Source organism: Citricoccus sp. NPDC055426 (assembly GCF_040677445.1).
Lineage (GTDB): Bacteria > Actinomycetota > Actinomycetes > Actinomycetales > Micrococcaceae > Citricoccus.
This window is the reverse complement of record NZ_JBFARZ010000009.1, coordinates 1-14,545: the sequence shown is the minus strand read 5'-3', so window position 1 is coordinate 14,545 and position 14,545 is coordinate 1. Positions and strand designations below refer to the sequence as shown.

Sequence of the window (14,545 nt, the reverse complement as noted above, 5' to 3'; positions counted from 1 at the left end):
CGGAGGTCACCGCACCCCGCAGCCCCTGCCCGGGGCCACCGCCATCGCCCACACCACGGAGGACCGACGTGTCTGAACGCCCCACCGACGAGCCTGAGTTCGGCCAGGACGCCCAGCTCGGCGACGAGCCCCGCCGATCCCGGCCCCGGAAGCGGAAGAACAAGGCGGTCTGGTGGACGCTGGGTGTGCTCCTGGTCCTGGTGATCGGAGCCGGCGTGGTGGCCGCCGGGTATCTGATGAACCTCGCCTCCACCTTCGACAACGACACGAAGCGCTTCGAGACGACCTTCCCCCAGGCGGACACGCGTCCGAGCAAGGCGCCGGCCGAGGAGGGCAGGGAGGAGCCGTTGAACATCCTGCTGCTGGGCTCTGATTCCGGCGGCGGCTCGGGAGAGACCGAGAACCTGGCCGGCGTGCCCCAGGCCGGACGCTCGGACACCATGATGTGGGTCCATATCCCGGGGGACCGCCAGGCCGTCTATGTGATGTCCGTCATGCGCGACCTCTGGGTCGAGATCCCCGGGGAGGGCACCCACAAGCTCAACGCCGCCTACTCCTTCGGCGGCGTACCCAAGACCGTCCAGACCCTGGAGACGATGTTCGGCACCCGGATCGACCACGTGGCTGCCGTGGACATGGCCGGGTTCGAGGGCTTGGTGGACTCCCTGGGCGGCGTGGACATCACGGTGCCGGAATCCTTCCGGTCCGGCAACGGCGGACGGTCGTTCCAGGCCGGCCCCCAGCACATGGACGGGGACACCGCACTGTCCTTCGTCCGCGAACGGTATGCGTTCGCGGACGGGGACTACTCGCGGGTGCGTCATCAACAGCTGTTCATGAAGGCCGTGGCCCAGAAGCTGATGACGCCACAAACCCTGACAAATCCATCCAGAATATCCGATATGGTTAGCGGGTTGTCTCCATATCTGACGCTTGATGAAACGCTGAACTCGGGGGAGTTGGTCTCCATCGGACGGACCATGACGGACGTCCGATCGGATGATCTGGAGATGTTCACGGTGCCCACCAACGGGGTGGGCCGCGCGAGGGGCCAGTCTGTCGTCTGGCCGGACGAGCAGGCGATCGAGGAGATCGGTTCCGCGCTCAGCCACGACGACATGGCCTCGTACCTTTCCGGTCAGTGACCGGAACCCACACGAAAGGACGCGACTTGGACCTTCGCGACTACATCCGGATCCTGCGGAACAACTGGCTGTCGATTCTGCTGGTGACCCTCCTGGGCGTCGCCGTGGCAGCAGGCGCCACCGCCTTGACGAAACCGAGCTACACGGCCCGGACACAGATCTTCGTGGCGGTGAACTCCGGGGACACCGCGAGCGACATCCTGCAGGGGTCCAGCTTCTCCGAGAAGCGCGTCACCTCCTACGTCACCCTTGCCACGAGCCCGCGGGTCCTGCAGCCGGTCATCGACGACCTGGGCCTGGACACCAGCGTGCAGGGACTGGCCGAGACCGTGGAGGCCACCGCCCCGCCGCAGACCGTGTTGATCAACCTCTCCACCACGAACCAGGACCCGGCCCGCTCGGCTCAGATCGCCAACGCCGTGGCCGAGTCCCTGATCTCCACCGTGTACGAGGTGGAGAGCCCCGAGGGCAGCAGCAACCCCCTGGTGGACCTCTCCGTGGTGGAGGAGGCCTCCGTGCCGCTGTCCCCCTCGAGCCCGCGCGTCGCCCTGAACCTGGTGCTCGGCTTCGTGGTGGGCGCCGCCCTCGGCGTGGCCTTCGCCCTGCTGAGGACCCTGCTGGACTCCCGCATCCGCAGCCGCGAGGACGTGGAACGCATCACGGACGCCGCGGTGCTGGGCGCCTTCGCCGACCACAAGGCGGCCGAGGACGAGCCCATCATCTCGCTGGACGACCAGTTCGACCCGCGCGCCGAGAACTACCGCCAGCTGCGCACCCACCTGAAGTTCACCAACGTGGACGGCGGCACCCAGTCTGTGGTGGTCACCTCGTCGATCCCGGGTGAGGGCAAGACCACCACCTCCTGCAACCTCGGCATCATGCTGGCCGAGTCCGGCAGCCGCGTGGTCATCATCGATGCGGACCTGCGCCGCCCGCGCGTGGCCAAGACCCTGGGGCTGGAGGGCGCCGTGGGGCTGTCCACCATCCTGTCCGGCCAGATCGACCTCGAGGACGCCATCCAGACCTGGGGCCCCGACGGCGAGCTGGACGTCATCACCTCCGGCGAGATCCCGCCCAACCCCTCCGAGCTGCTGGGCTCCGAGGCCATGCGCCGGCTGCTGCGCCAGCTGGAGGGCCGCTATGACGTGGTCCTGCTGGACGCCCCGCCGCTGCAGCCCGTGACGGATCCCTCCGTGCTGGCCGCCATGACCTCCGGCGTGCTGCTCGTCAACCGAGTGGACGGCTACGTGCACCGCGAGCAGCTGCAGGGAGGCCTGGACAGCCTGGCCTCCGTGGACGCCCGGGTGCTGGGCCTGGTGCTGACCCGCATGCCGCAGAAGCGCGGCACCTACTACGCCTATCAGTACGCCTACGAGGCGGACACCGTGGAGCCCACCTCGGCGCGCCGGTCCAACGGCGGCCGGCCCAACGGCGGCCGGCCCTCCGGCAAGGGCCAGTCCTCGAACCAGAAGGCCCTGACGGGTATGCGATTCCGGTGAGGTGCCGGGCATGACCAGGGACGAGACGCCCAGCCGCAGCCCCTCGCGGGTGCACCAGTGGCTGGAACTGGCCGAGACCGTGGTCGGCAACGCCTCGGACCGGATGGATGCCATGAACATCTTCCCGGTCCCGGACGGTGACACCGGCAGCAACCTCTACGGGACCGTGCGCGCCGCCCGTGCCGCGGTCGCCGAGTCCACCACCGAGGACGTCGGGGTGCTGCTGGCCACGGCCGGCCGCGCCGCCCTGGACCAGGCCCGGGGGAACTCCGGCACCCTGCTGGCGGTGATGCTGATCGGCATGTCCGAACCCCTGAACGGGCACGAGCGGCTGGCGGCCCCCACCCTGGCGGCGGCCCTCGAGCGGGCCCGGACCAGTTGCTGGGCCGCCCTCTCCGATCCCCAGGACGGAACCATGCTCACGGTCCTGGGCTCCGCGGCCCAGGCAGCGGGGGAGTACGCCGCGGGGCTGCAGGGCCAACCCGAGGACCAGGCGATGAGCCGCCGTGAGCTCGGCGCCGCACTGGATGCGGTGGTGGAGGCCGCATGGCAGGCCGTCGTCCAGACGGAGGGCCAGCTGCCGGCCCTGACCGAGGCCAACGTGGTGGATGCCGGCGGCGTCGGGCTGATGCTGATCCTCGACTCCCTGCGGGCCACCGTGATGGGGACCCGGATCGATCCGGGCCTGCTCGACGGGCTGCACGGCTTCTCCGCGTCCGCCCCGCACATCCACGCCGACCGCGAGTCCACGGTGGGGTACGAGCTGATGTGCAGCATCGACCTGGACCCCCTCACCGCGGCCACGCTGCGGTTCGAGCTGAACGAGATGGGTGACTCCGTGATCATGAGTCCGGTGGGCTCGGCCGGTGACCCCGCCGGCACCGCCCCCCAGGACCTGGGCACGGAGCACCGGGAGGATGAGGCCGACGCCCCGGTGCGGTGGCGCCTGCATGTGCACGTGGATGACCACGAGGCGGCCGAGGCGCTCGTCCGCAAGGCCGGCAGCCCCGAGAACTTGGTGATCACGTCCCTGCAGCACGGCACCCCATGAGCCCGGACCCGCTCCTGCAGCCGATCGAGCGGCTCCTGGGCGGCCGCACGGCCAAGCGCCTGGACCAGGAACTGGGGCTGAGAACGGTGGGGGATCTGCTCCAGCACTTTCCCCGCCGCTGGATCGAGCGGGGGGAGCTGACCCCGATCGCCGCCCTGCCCGTGGGGGAGCAGGTCACCGTGGTGGCCCGCGTGGTCTCGGTCGAGCGCCGGCAGATGCACTCGCGGCGCGGCTTCATCGTGGACGTCACCGTCACCGACGAGGATTCGGACCGCCCGGCCTCCCTCGACATGGCGTTCTTCAACAGCCATGACGCGCTGCGGCGTCTGCAGCCGGGCCAGCGGGCCATGTTCCACGGCAAGACGGCCCTGTACCGGGGGGACCTGACCCTGAACAACCCCGACTTCTCCGTCCTGGACGGCGCCGAGGTCCCGGGGGAGGAGGACCTGTCGCCCGTCCCGATCTACCCCGCCACGGCCAAGCTCCCCAGCTGGGTCCTGCGCGCGAGCATCGGCACCGTCCTGGACGCCCTGGGCCCGTCGGATCCCGGAGAGTCCGCGGACCCGGTCCCGTCCGAGCTGCTCGAGGCGGCCAGCACGGACGGGGTGCCCCTGCCGACCCTGGCCGCCGCCTACGCGGACATCCACCGGCCGGGCCAGGTGGCCGACGCGCTGCGGGCCCGGCGCCGGTTCGCGCTGCAGGAGGCGCTGGTGCTGCAGGGCGCCCTGGCCCTGCGGCGGCACGCGGCATCCCTGCCGGACGCGGTGGCGCGGCCCGCCATCGGACACGGTGTGCTGGCCGCGCTGGATGCGCAGCTGCCCTTCACTCTGACCGAGGGCCAGCTCTCCGCCGGGGCGGTGATCGCCGCCGACCTGGCGCGGGACCGGCCCATGAGCCGGCTGCTGCAGGGCGAGGTGGGCTCCGGCAAGACCCTCGTGGCCTTGCGGGCCATGCTCCAGGTGGTGGACGCCGGGGGCCAGGCGGCGCTCGTGGCCCCCACCGAGGTGCTGGCCGCACAGCACCACCGTTCCCTGACGGCCACCCTGGGCCCGTTGGCCCGGGCCGGACGGCTGGACGCCCCGGACGGGCCGGCCACCGAGGTGGTCCTGCTGACCGGGTCCCTGACGGCGGCCCAGCGCCGGGCGGCGCTGCTGAAGATCGCCTCGGGGCAGGCCGGCCTGGTGGTGGGCACCCACGCGCTGTTCGGCGGCACCGTGCAGTTCGCGGACCTGGGCCTGGCCGTGGTGGACGAGCAGCACCGCTTCGGCGTGGACCAGCGGGAGTCGCTGCGCCGGGCCAATCCGGGCACCCACCTGCTCGTCATGAGCGCCACCCCGATCCCGCGGTCAGTGGCCATGACGGTCTTCGGGGACCTCGACCTCACCGTGCTGGAGGGGCTGCCCTCCGGGCGGCAGCCCGTGGCCACGCACGTGGCCCGCATGGCCCATGGCCCGCGCATCATCGACCGCGTCTGGGAGGTCATCGCCGAACAGGTGGCCGCCGGCCACCAGGCGTTCGTGGTGTGCCCGAAGATCGAGCCGGGTGATCAGGATGCCGGCGGGGACGCCGATGCCGCGGCGGTGCAGGACATGCTGCCGCGCCTGGCCTCGATCCCGGCGCTGCAGGGGCTCCGCCTGGCCGGCCTCCACGGCCGCCAGGACCAGGCGACGCAGGCGGAGACCATGGGCCGGTTCGTGGCGGGGGAGGTGGACGTGCTGGTGGCCACCACCGTGGTGGAGGTCGGCGTGGACGTGCCCAACGCCACGGTCATGTCCGTCCTGGACGCCGATGCCTTCGGCCTGTCCACCCTGCACCAGCTGCGCGGCCGGGTCGGCCGAGGCACCGCCCCGGCGATCTGCCTGCTGGCCACCCGCCTTCCGGACGGACACCCCGCGCTGGACCGCCTCCAGGTGCTCGCGGCCACCCAGGACGGGCTCCAGATCGCCCGGGCCGATGTCCAGCAGCGCGGCGAGGGGGACGTCCTCGGGGCCAGCCAGCACGGAGGCAGCCGGTTGAGGGTGTTGAGGGTGCTGCAGCACGCCGAGCTGATCGAACTGGCGGCGGACTGGATCGACCGGCACCTGAGCGCAGACGGTACGCTGGACCACCCGCCGCTGACCGGGGCCGTCACGGCCTGGGAGGCGGGACACGAGGACACCGGCGACTACATCGAGAAGGGTTGAGGCACCGAGCATGCCCAGGATCATCGCCGGCCACGCCGGGGGGCTGAAGCTGCAGTCCGTGCCGGGTGACGCCACCCGCCCCACCACGGACCGGACCCGGGAGGCCCTGTTCTCCTGGTTGGCGAGCCGGGGCTGGTTGGAGGGCACCGCCGTCGTGGACCTCTTCGCCGGGTCCGGCGCCCTCGGCGGGGAGGCGGCCAGCCGGGGCGCCCGACGGGTCCTGCTCGTGGAACGGGACCGGCGCGCCGCCGCCGTCTGCCGGCAGAACGCCCAGGCGCTCAACCACCGCGTGGGCCGGCCCGTCGTGGAGGTCAGCGCCGCAGACGTGGACCGGGTGCTGGACTCGCCGGCGGGAGCCGGGCCGTGGGACCTCGTCCTGGCGGACCCGCCCTATCCGCTGGCCGGGGCCGCGCTGGCGGGGACCCTCGAGCGGATCGCGGCGGTCCTGGTGCCCGAGGGCCTGCTGGTGCTCGAGCGGTCCTCCCGGTCGGCCGAACCCGACTGGCCTGCCGGACTGGATCACTTCGAGACGCGCCGCTACGGAGAGACCACACTGTACTTCTGCCTGGCCGCGGGACCCTCAGCTGCCGGGGACGCCGAGGACGCCGGGCAACCGCTGCAGCCGTGAGACCGCCTCCGCCATCACCGCCGGCGACTTGCAGAACGCCCAGCGCATCCAGGACGCCAGCGGCGCCGTCCCGCCTGGGTCCGCCGCCGGGCTGCACAGGGCGCTGACCGGGATCCCCACGACGCCGGCCCGTTCCGCGAGCACGGGGGCCGCACCCAGGGCGTCCGCCACCCCGAGCGGCGCCAGGTCCGCGACGGTGAAGTACCCGGCCGCCGGCACCACGGGATCCAGGCCCGCCGTCCGCAGCCCGGCCACCAACCCGTCGCGGGCCGCGCGGTACCGCTGGCGCTGCTCGGTGAGGAATCCGTCGCCCTCCGCCAGGGCGCGGGCGACGGCCGGCTGGTACGCGGGGCCGGAGGAATAGGTGAGGAACTGCTTCACCGAGTACACGGCCTGAACCAGGTCCGCCGGCCCGGTGACCCAGCCGACCTTCCACCCCGTCAGGGAGAAGCTCTTGCCGGCCGAGGACACCGTCAGGGTGCGGTCCGAGCCGCCCGGCACGGAGGCGACGGGCTGATGCCGGCCGTCGAACACGAGGTGCTCGTAGACCTCGTCACTGATGATCAGCACTCCGTGCCGGGCGCACACCGCCACGAGCCGGGCCAGGACGTCGGCCGGCAGCACGGCGCCCGTGGGGTTGTGGGGCGTGTTCAGCAGCAGGACGCGGGTGCGCGGGGTGATCGCCGCCTCGAGCGCCGCCGGGTCCGGGAGGAAGCCCGGTGCCGCCAACGGGACGGTCACGAAGCGGGCCCCGCTCAGGGCGGTGACCGCCGCGTAGGAGTCGTAGAAGGGCTCGAAGGCCACCACCTCGTCTCCCGGCTGCACCAGGGCCAGCAGGGCGGCGGCCACGCCCTCCGTGGCCCCGGTGGTCACCACCACCTCACGCTCGGGATCCACCTGAAGGCCGTAGTGGCGGTGCTGGTGGGCGGCCACGGCCCGGCGCAGACCCGGGTCGCCGCGCCCGGGCGCGTACTGGTTCGCGTGCCCGGTCAGGACGGCCTCCGCGGCCAGCGCCCGGACCCAGTGCGGGCCGTCGGTGTCCGGGAAGCCCTGGCCCAGGTTCACGGCGCCGTGGCGTGCGGCCAGCCGGGTCATGGTCTCGAAGACGGACGGTGGATGTCGTGGCGTGACGCGGGGCCGGGCTGGCTGTGATGCGGCGGGCATGGGCTCCATAGTATGTTCGAGGGCATGCGCCGCGCCGTCTGCCCAGGATCCTTCGACCCCTTGCACAACGGTCACGTCGAGGTGATCGCTCGGGCCACCAACCTCTTCGACGACGTCATCGTGGCGGTCTCGACCAACTATGCGAAGAAGTACCGCTTCGATGTGGACACCAGGATCGAGATGATCCGGGAGACGGTCTCCTCCCTGCAGGGGATCTCGGTGGTGCCGATGGGCGACGGCCTGCTGGCCGAGTTCTGCCGCAAGGCGGGGGCCAACGCCATCATCAAGGGCCTGCGCAACACCGCCGACTTCGAGTACGAGATGCCCATGGCCGCGATGAACCGCCATCTGACCGGGGTGGAGACCGTGTTCCTGCCCACGGACGGCCGGTACGCACACCTGTCCTCCACGCTCATCAAGGAAGTGGGACAGCTCGGCGGGGACGTCTCTGAGTTCGTCCCGCGCGCCGTCATGCGCCGGCTGCACGAGGGCTGACCGTCACCGAGAACAGGCCCACGCCCGGAGAGGTTATCCTGCACCCATGACTCAGCGCTCGCAGAATCCCCGCACCAAGAAGGCCGTCATCCCCGCCGCTGGGATGGGCACCCGGTTCCTGCCGGCCACCAAGGCGATGCCCAAGGAGATGCTCCCGGTGGTGGACAAGCCGGCCATCCAGTACGTGGTGGCCGAGGCCAAGGCCGCCGGGCTCAAGGACCTGCTGATGATCACCGGCCGCAACAAGCGCGCCCTGGAGGACCACTTCGACCGGGTGCCCGCCCTGGAGCGGAGCCTGGAGCTGAAGGGGGACTTCGGCAAGCTGGACAAGATCCAGGAGGCCACCAACCTCGGCAACATCCACTACGTGCGCCAGAACGACGCCAAGGGGCTGGGGCACGCCGTGTGGTGCGCCAAGCAGCACGTGGGCGATGAGCCCTTCGCCGTGTTGCTGGGCGACGACCTCATCGACGAACGGGACGACCTGCTCGAGCGGATGATCGATGTCCAGCAGGAGAAGGGCGGTTCCGTCATCGCCCTGATGGAGGTGCCCCCGGAGAACATCTCGGCCTACGGCGTGGCCCAGGTCGACGCCGTGCCGGAGGGGTCCGAGGACGTGGTCCGGGTGACCGACCTGGTGGAGAAGCCGCCGGTGGAACAGGCGCCGTCCAACCTCGCCATCATCGGGCGCTACGTCCTGGACCCCGTGGTCTTTGAGGTGCTGGAGCGCACGGGTCCCGGCCGCGGCAACGAGATCCAGCTGACGGACGCCCTCCAGGTCCTGGCCCAGGGGGAGGGCGAGGGCTTCGGTGTGCACGCCGTCGTCTTCAGGGGCAAGCGCTATGACACCGGTGACAAGCTGAGCTACCTCCAGGCCGTCATCGAGTTGGCCAGTGCCCGCGAGGACCTCGGCCCGGGGCTGCGTCCCTGGCTGAAGGAGTTCGCCAGCGGGCTGTGAGGCCACCGGCGGGCCATTTGGTCAGCGGCGGCCTGAACGGTTAGACTGGTGAGTCGGTCCCGCGGGTTCCGTCCTGCCTGGATGCCGGAGCACGGTGCACACCGTGCGAGGGGATCCGTACCGCCACCACTGCCGATCGGAAGGAATGCTGATGTCCGCGTCATCGTCCCCGAACGCAGCCGGTGCAGCGGAGGCTTGGGTGCACTCCGTCCGGGACCTGGTGCGCAGCCCGGGGTCCATGCGGACCCTGGAGGAGCGGTGGTCAGCCCCTGAGGCACTGTCCACTCCGCTCATCGGCATCCCGGCTGGTTCAGCCGTGGACGTCGAGTTGCGTCTGGAAGCGGTCCACGAGGGCATTCTGGTCACCGGTGAGGCTCACGCCGAGCTGGTGGGGGAGTGCAGTCGATGCCTGGACCCGATTCAGGACGGGATCACCGTTGACCTGCAGGAGCTGTTCCTCGCGGCCGCCCCCGAGGGTGGCAACGACGAAGAGCGCCTGGTGGTGCACGAGACCGTGGATCTGGAGCCCGTGCTCCGGGACGCCGTGGTCACCGCCCTGCCCTTCCAGCCGGTCTGCCGGCCGGAGTGTCAGGGACTGTGCCCCGACTGCGGTATTCGCCTGGAGGACGCTGGCGAAGACCACGTCCACGAACAGCTGGATCCCCGCTGGGCGGCCCTGGCCGAACTGACGAAGACCCCCGCGTCCGGTACCGCCGGACCGGAACCGAAGACCTCATCCGACGAGACAGAAGAGAGATAGCCGTGGCAGTCCCGAAGCGGAAGATGTCCCGTTCCAACACCCGTGCCCGCCGCTCCCAGTGGAAGGCCACCGTGCCCCCGCTGGTGAAGTCCGTGGAAAACGGCCGCGTCACCTACCGCCTGCCGCATCAGGCCCAGGTCGTGACCGATTCCGCCGGTACGCCGATGTTCCTGGAATACAAGGGCCGCAAGGTCGCTGACGCCTGAGGTGCCCGTGGCGCCTCAGTCAACTGAAGACCTGCACCAGCGTCTCGGGGTCACCATCGACCCCGAGACGCTTGTCCTTGCCCTGACGCACCGGTCCTACGCCTATGAACACGGCGGACTGCCCACGAACGAGCGCCTCGAGTTCCTCGGCGACTCCATCCTGGGCTTCGTGGTGACCGACCACCTCTACCGCACGTATCCCGCCCTCACCGAAGGTGACCTGGCCAAGAAGCGTGCCGCCGTCGTCTCCACCCGCGCCCTGGCCTCCGTGGCCCGCAGCATCGGCGTCGGGCCGTCCATCCTGCTGGGCGAGGGCGAACGGCGCACCCGCGGTGCTGACAAGGACTCCATCCTGGCCGACACCATGGAGTCCCTCATCGGTGCCACCTATATGGACCACGGGCTCGCGGCGGCCCATGCACTGGTCCACCGCCTCGTGGTCCCCCTGCTGGAGGACAAGCTCGCCATGGGGGCCGGCACGGACTGGAAGACCTTCATCCAGGAGGCCGCCGCGAACGGCGGCCTCGGCGGGGTCGAGTACCGGATGGAGTCCACCGGCCCGGACCATGACAAGGTCTTCACCGCCACCCTCGTCATCGGGGCCGTCACCTACTCCAGCGGCACCGGTCCATCCAAGAAGGCGGCGGAGCGTCAGGCCGCCGCCCGATCCTGGGATGCGGTGAGTGCCGCCGCCGAGGCGGCCGGAACAGCCCGGCGTGCCTGAACTCCCCGAGGTGGAGGTGGTCCGGCGTGGCGTGGCCACCTGGGCGGCCGGGCGCCCGGTCTCCGCCGTCGAGGTCCTGGACGCCCGGTCCACCCGCCGGCACGACGGCGGCGCGGCGGCCTTCGAATCCCAGCTCACCGGCCGCCGGCTGGCGGCACCACAGCGCCGCGGGAAGTACCTGTGGGTACCCCTGGCCGGCCGCCCGGACGAGGAGCCGGCCGACCCGCACGGTCAGCAGGCTCTCGTGGTCCACCTGGGGATGAGCGGACAGCTGCTCGTCAGCACCCCCTCAGACCCGGTGCAGCGGCACCTGCGGATCCGGATCCTGTTGGAGGACACCGGCACCGGCACCCGAACCGCAGAGGGCGGCTCCGCACTCGAGCTGCGCTTTGTGGACCAACGCATCTTCGGGGGGCTGTTCCTGGATCCCCTGGTGCCGTCGGCGGATCGGCCCGAGCAGTTCCTGCCGGCCTCCGTGGCGCACATCGCCCGGGACCCGCTGGACCCCCATTTCGACCCGTCCGCGGTGCACCGGCGGCTGAGGTCCCGCAAGACCGGGCTCAAGCGGGCGCTGCTGGACCAGTCCCTGGTCTCCGGCATCGGCAACATCTATGCGGACGAGGCCCTCTGGCGGGCCCGGCTGCACTATGCCCGGCCCACCGAGACCTTGAACCGCGGGGAGTCCGCCCGGCTGCTGACCGCCGTCCAGGACGTGATGGAGGACGCCCTGGCTCAGGGCGGCACCAGCTTCGATGCCCTCTACGTGAACGTCAACGGCGAGTCCGGATACTTCGACCGCTCCCTCAACGTCTACGGGCAGGCCGGCCGGATGTGCCCGCGCTGCGCCGCCGAGGGGCGGGATTCCCTGATCGTCAAGGACCGGTTCATGAACCGCTCCTCCGCCTACTGCCCCCGGTGCCAGCCGGTGCCCCGGCGCGCACGCTGGTGATCGGGGTCCCCTGCCCCGGCGCCAGGCCCCACGGCCGGGCCAGCGGTTCCAGGACCGCGGTCTAAGATGGTCTGGAACTTTCTGCATGGATGGGACACCCTTTGGCTCACACCGAGAACCACGACTACGTGCCGCGCCGTTCCCGTGGCCGGACCCGTCGCAAGCGCCATACCGTCCGCAACGCCCTGATCGTCGTGGCCGCCCTGCTGGTCGTCGTCCTCGTCTTCGTGGGCGTGTACGTCGCCTCCATCGCCTCCACCTTCAATGACAAGCGCCAGACCGTGGACGCGGGCATCGCCACCGAGCAGGCCGCCTCGGACGGTGCGCTGAACATCGTGGTGATGGGCTCTGACTCGCGGGGCGAGGGCATGGACACCGCAGAGAACAAGGGAGAGGACGGCGCCCGCTCGGACACGATGATGCTGGTCCACATCCCCGAGGACCGGCAGAACATCTTCGTCATGTCGATCGTGCGCGACCTCTGGGTCGAGATCCCCGGGGAGGGCCAGCGCAAGGTCAACGCGGCCCTCGGCCTGGGTGGCTACCCGCTCGTGACCGCCATGGTGGAGGACATGCTGGGCGTGAACGTCGACCACCTGGCGGTCATCGACTTCGAGGGGTTCAACGGGCTGACGGAGGCCCTGGGCGGCGTGGAGGTGTGCAATCCGACGGCCTTCTCCTCCGGCCAGGTGAACCCGTCCTACTACCCCCAGGGGGAGATCCTGCTCCAGGGTGCCGACGCCCTGCGGTACGTCCGCGAACGCAAGGCCTTCCTGGGCGGTGACTTCGAACGGGTGGCCAACCAGCAGCGCTTCGTGTCCGCCATGGTGGACCAGATCCTCACCGTGGACACGCTGGCCAACCCGCAGCGGGTGATGGACGTGGTCAACGCCATCGTGCCGTTCATCTCCGTGGACGAGGGGCTCGACGCCGCGACGATCGCCGGGTACGGGCTGCAGCTGAACGGGATCCGCTCCGGTGACATCCAGACCTTCACCATCCCCCACGGTCCGCCGGCCGAGGGACCGGGCGGGGCCTCGATCGTGCTCCAGGACGAACAGGCCATGGAGGAGCTGCGCCGCGCCCTGCAGCAGGACCGGTTGGGCGACTACCTGGCACCGGAGGCCGAGCCCGGGACCTCCGCCCCGGGTGACGCCACCGCCGGCGCGTCGGAGCCCCCCTCGGATGCGACGTCCGAGCCCGCGACCGACCCTGCGACCGACCCCGCGACTGACCCCGCGTCGAGCCCTGCCTCCGCCTCGGCATCGGGCCCGGCCGAGTCCGGGAGCGCCTCCACGGAGGCCGCAGCCCCCGTCTGCGCCGGGGCCTAGTCCATGCGGGTGCAGCTGATCACGCATTCGTACCTGCCGGAGCGCACACCGCCGGAACGGCGGTGGGCCGCCTTCGTGGAGGCCTTCCGGGCCGAGGGCTGGGAGGTGGACATCGTGGTCCCCCCGGCAGACCCCGGGCATATCCCCGGTGGCGGGCACGAGGCCGTCCCGGAGTCCGGGACCTCCGGCACGGGGCCCGCCCTGGGACCCTGGGGCGAGAGGATCCACCGGACCCTTCGCTGGTCGGCCCTCCGGGGAACCCGCGACGGCCGGTTCCTCGGTCACATCCTCCATGCCGTGGCCGCGATCCCGGTGGGCCTGCGGGCCGGCCGGCCGGACGTGATCGTCATCACCGTGCCGGCGCTGCCCACCGTGGTGGCCGGCTGGACCCTCTCCCGGCTCCGCCGCGTACCCCTCATCGTGGAGATGCGGGACGCCTGGCCGGACCTGGCCCGCGAATCGGGAGTGTCCACCGGGCTGTTGAGCCGCCTCATGGAGTCCTTGGTGACCGGCACCCAACGCACCGCGGACCTCGTGGTGACCGTGACGGAGGGGTTCGCCGAACGCCTCCGGGAACGGGGCATCGAGCGGGTGGACGTCGTCGGCAACGGGGTGCCCCTCGGCGCCATCCCCGCCCTGCCCGCGCGTATCCGGCCCCGGGGGCACCTCAACGTGCTGTACCTGGGCAACCACGGTGAGAGCCAGGGCCTGGAGACGGTGATCCGGGCCGCCTCGCTCGTGACCGACGGACCGGAACACATCACCGTGCGCTTCGTCGGCTCCGGCACGCAGCGCGCCGGGCTGGCCGCGCTGAACGCCTCCCTGGGCGCGCCGGTCCAGATGCTCGAGTCCGTGCACGGTGCCGCCCTCACGGCGCAGTACGCGTGGGCGGACACCTGCCTGGTCACCCTGCGCCCGGACTGGCCCAGCTTCGAATGGACCGTTCCCTCGAAGACCTACGAGCTGCTGGCCGTGGGCCGCCATGTCACGGGGGTCGTCACGGGAGAGGCCGCACGGATCCTCGAGGAGTCCGGGGCCTCGACCCTGGTGCCGGCTGAACCGCAGGCCCTGGCCGAGGCATGGCGGCGCCTGGCGCAACAGCAGGGCAGCACCGACGTGGCGGGCCGCGGCCGTCAATGGGTGAGCCGCCACGCGGACCTGCCGCAGCTGGGCCGGCGTTTCGTGGAACGTGCCCGGGACACCGTGCTGCGCCGTGCAGACCGGGCGACCCCCTATAATCGCCACTGACCGGATCTGCCTGCGGTCGTCGTCCCACCCTGAACCGCCAGCCGAGGGTTGTCCTCGGTCGCGTCGGGGGACGCCCACCGCAGGCAACCATCGATTTAAGGACGTATTCCATGACTGACATCTCCAGCGTTGCCGTGATCGGCCTGGGTTACATCGGCTTGCCGACGGCGGCCATCCTCGCGGGTCACGGCCTGCGCGTCCACG

14 protein-coding genes are annotated in these 14,545 nt (G+C 71.3%); 13 read left to right on the top strand and 1 reads right to left on the bottom strand.

All coding sequences use genetic code 11. The annotated features are described in order from the left end of the window. The first annotated feature begins 68 nt into the window (after positions 1–68). The 5 genes from AB0K08_RS12620 to rsmD are packed head-to-tail and all read left to right on the top strand — an operon-like array spanning position 69 to position 6,506. Positions 69–1,145, top strand: coding sequence for an LCP family protein (locus AB0K08_RS12620; RefSeq protein WP_363354976.1), 1,077 nt, complete (start codon positions 69–71; stop codon positions 1,143–1,145). 26 nt (positions 1,146–1,171) lie between these two features. Continuing rightward, positions 1,172–2,644 carry a polysaccharide biosynthesis tyrosine autokinase gene (locus tag AB0K08_RS12615; RefSeq protein ID WP_363354974.1) on the top strand — a complete coding sequence of 491 codons (1,473 nt, stop codon included), beginning with the start codon at positions 1,172–1,174 and terminating at the stop codon, positions 2,642–2,644. 10 nt (positions 2,645–2,654) lie between these two features. Next, complete coding sequence (locus tag AB0K08_RS12610; protein WP_363354972.1) at positions 2,655–3,695, top strand: DAK2 domain-containing protein; 1,041 nt, start codon at positions 2,655–2,657, stop codon at positions 3,693–3,695. Further along, positions 3,692–5,878, top strand: a complete 2,187-nt coding sequence (locus AB0K08_RS12605) for an ATP-dependent DNA helicase RecG (RefSeq protein WP_363354970.1) — start codon at positions 3,692–3,694, stop codon at positions 5,876–5,878. Before AB0K08_RS12610 ends, AB0K08_RS12605 begins: the two co-directional genes overlap by 4 nt. A 10-nt stretch (positions 5,879–5,888) precedes the next feature. After that, positions 5,889–6,506: a 16S rRNA (guanine(966)-N(2))-methyltransferase RsmD gene (rsmD, locus tag AB0K08_RS12600; protein WP_363354968.1), complete on the top strand. Its 618-nt coding sequence runs from the start codon at positions 5,889–5,891 to the stop codon at positions 6,504–6,506. Here rsmD and AB0K08_RS12595 read toward each other — a convergent pair. Continuing rightward, a complete protein-coding gene (locus AB0K08_RS12595) occupies positions 6,459–7,670 on the bottom strand; it encodes an aminotransferase class I/II-fold pyridoxal phosphate-dependent enzyme (RefSeq protein ID WP_363354966.1) in 1,212 nt (403 codons plus the stop codon). The two genes, rsmD and AB0K08_RS12595, sit on opposite strands and share 48 nt — an antisense overlap. Before the next feature lie 24 nt (positions 7,671–7,694). Here AB0K08_RS12595 and coaD point away from each other — a divergent pair, with 24 nt between their 5' ends. The 8 genes from coaD to AB0K08_RS12555 all read left to right on the top strand — a co-directional run bounded on the left by coaD (position 7,695) and on the right by AB0K08_RS12555 (position 14,341). Continuing rightward, positions 7,695–8,165 carry a pantetheine-phosphate adenylyltransferase gene (gene coaD, locus AB0K08_RS12590; RefSeq protein WP_363355183.1) on the top strand — a complete coding sequence of 157 codons (471 nt, stop codon included), beginning with the start codon at positions 7,695–7,697 and terminating at the stop codon, positions 8,163–8,165. A gap of 46 nt (positions 8,166–8,211) precedes the next feature. Then, positions 8,212–9,123 (top strand): UTP--glucose-1-phosphate uridylyltransferase GalU, encoded by a 912-nt coding sequence (gene galU, locus AB0K08_RS12585; protein ID WP_363354964.1) that lies wholly within the window; start codon positions 8,212–8,214, stop codon positions 9,121–9,123. Between the two features lie 238 nt (positions 9,124–9,361). Further along, the gene (locus AB0K08_RS12580) at positions 9,362–9,883 is read left to right on the top strand and encodes a YceD family protein (RefSeq protein ID WP_363355181.1); all 522 of its coding nucleotides are present in this window, start codon (positions 9,362–9,364) and stop codon (positions 9,881–9,883) included. A 2-nt stretch (positions 9,884–9,885) separates the two neighbouring features. Beyond that, entirely contained in the window at positions 9,886–10,089 is a 204-nt protein-coding gene (rpmF, locus tag AB0K08_RS12575; RefSeq protein WP_309809043.1) for a 50S ribosomal protein L32, read from the top strand. Positions 10,090–10,096: 7 nt separating this feature from the next. Then, positions 10,097–10,813: a ribonuclease III gene (gene rnc, locus AB0K08_RS12570; RefSeq protein ID WP_363354961.1), complete on the top strand. Its 717-nt coding sequence runs from the start codon at positions 10,097–10,099 to the stop codon at positions 10,811–10,813. Then, positions 10,806–11,762, top strand: a complete 957-nt coding sequence (mutM, locus tag AB0K08_RS12565) for a bifunctional DNA-formamidopyrimidine glycosylase/DNA-(apurinic or apyrimidinic site) lyase (protein WP_363354959.1) — start codon at positions 10,806–10,808, stop codon at positions 11,760–11,762. The genes rnc and mutM overlap by 8 nt, the downstream gene beginning before the upstream one ends. Before the next feature lie 101 nt (positions 11,763–11,863). Further along, the gene (locus tag AB0K08_RS12560; RefSeq protein WP_363354957.1) at positions 11,864–13,093 is read left to right on the top strand and encodes an LCP family protein; all 1,230 of its coding nucleotides are present in this window, start codon (positions 11,864–11,866) and stop codon (positions 13,091–13,093) included. A 3-nt stretch (positions 13,094–13,096) separates the two neighbouring features. Further along, positions 13,097–14,341, top strand: a complete 1,245-nt coding sequence (locus tag AB0K08_RS12555) for a glycosyltransferase family 4 protein (RefSeq protein WP_363354955.1) — start codon at positions 13,097–13,099, stop codon at positions 14,339–14,341. The last annotated feature ends 204 nt before the right edge of the window (positions 14,342–14,545 follow it).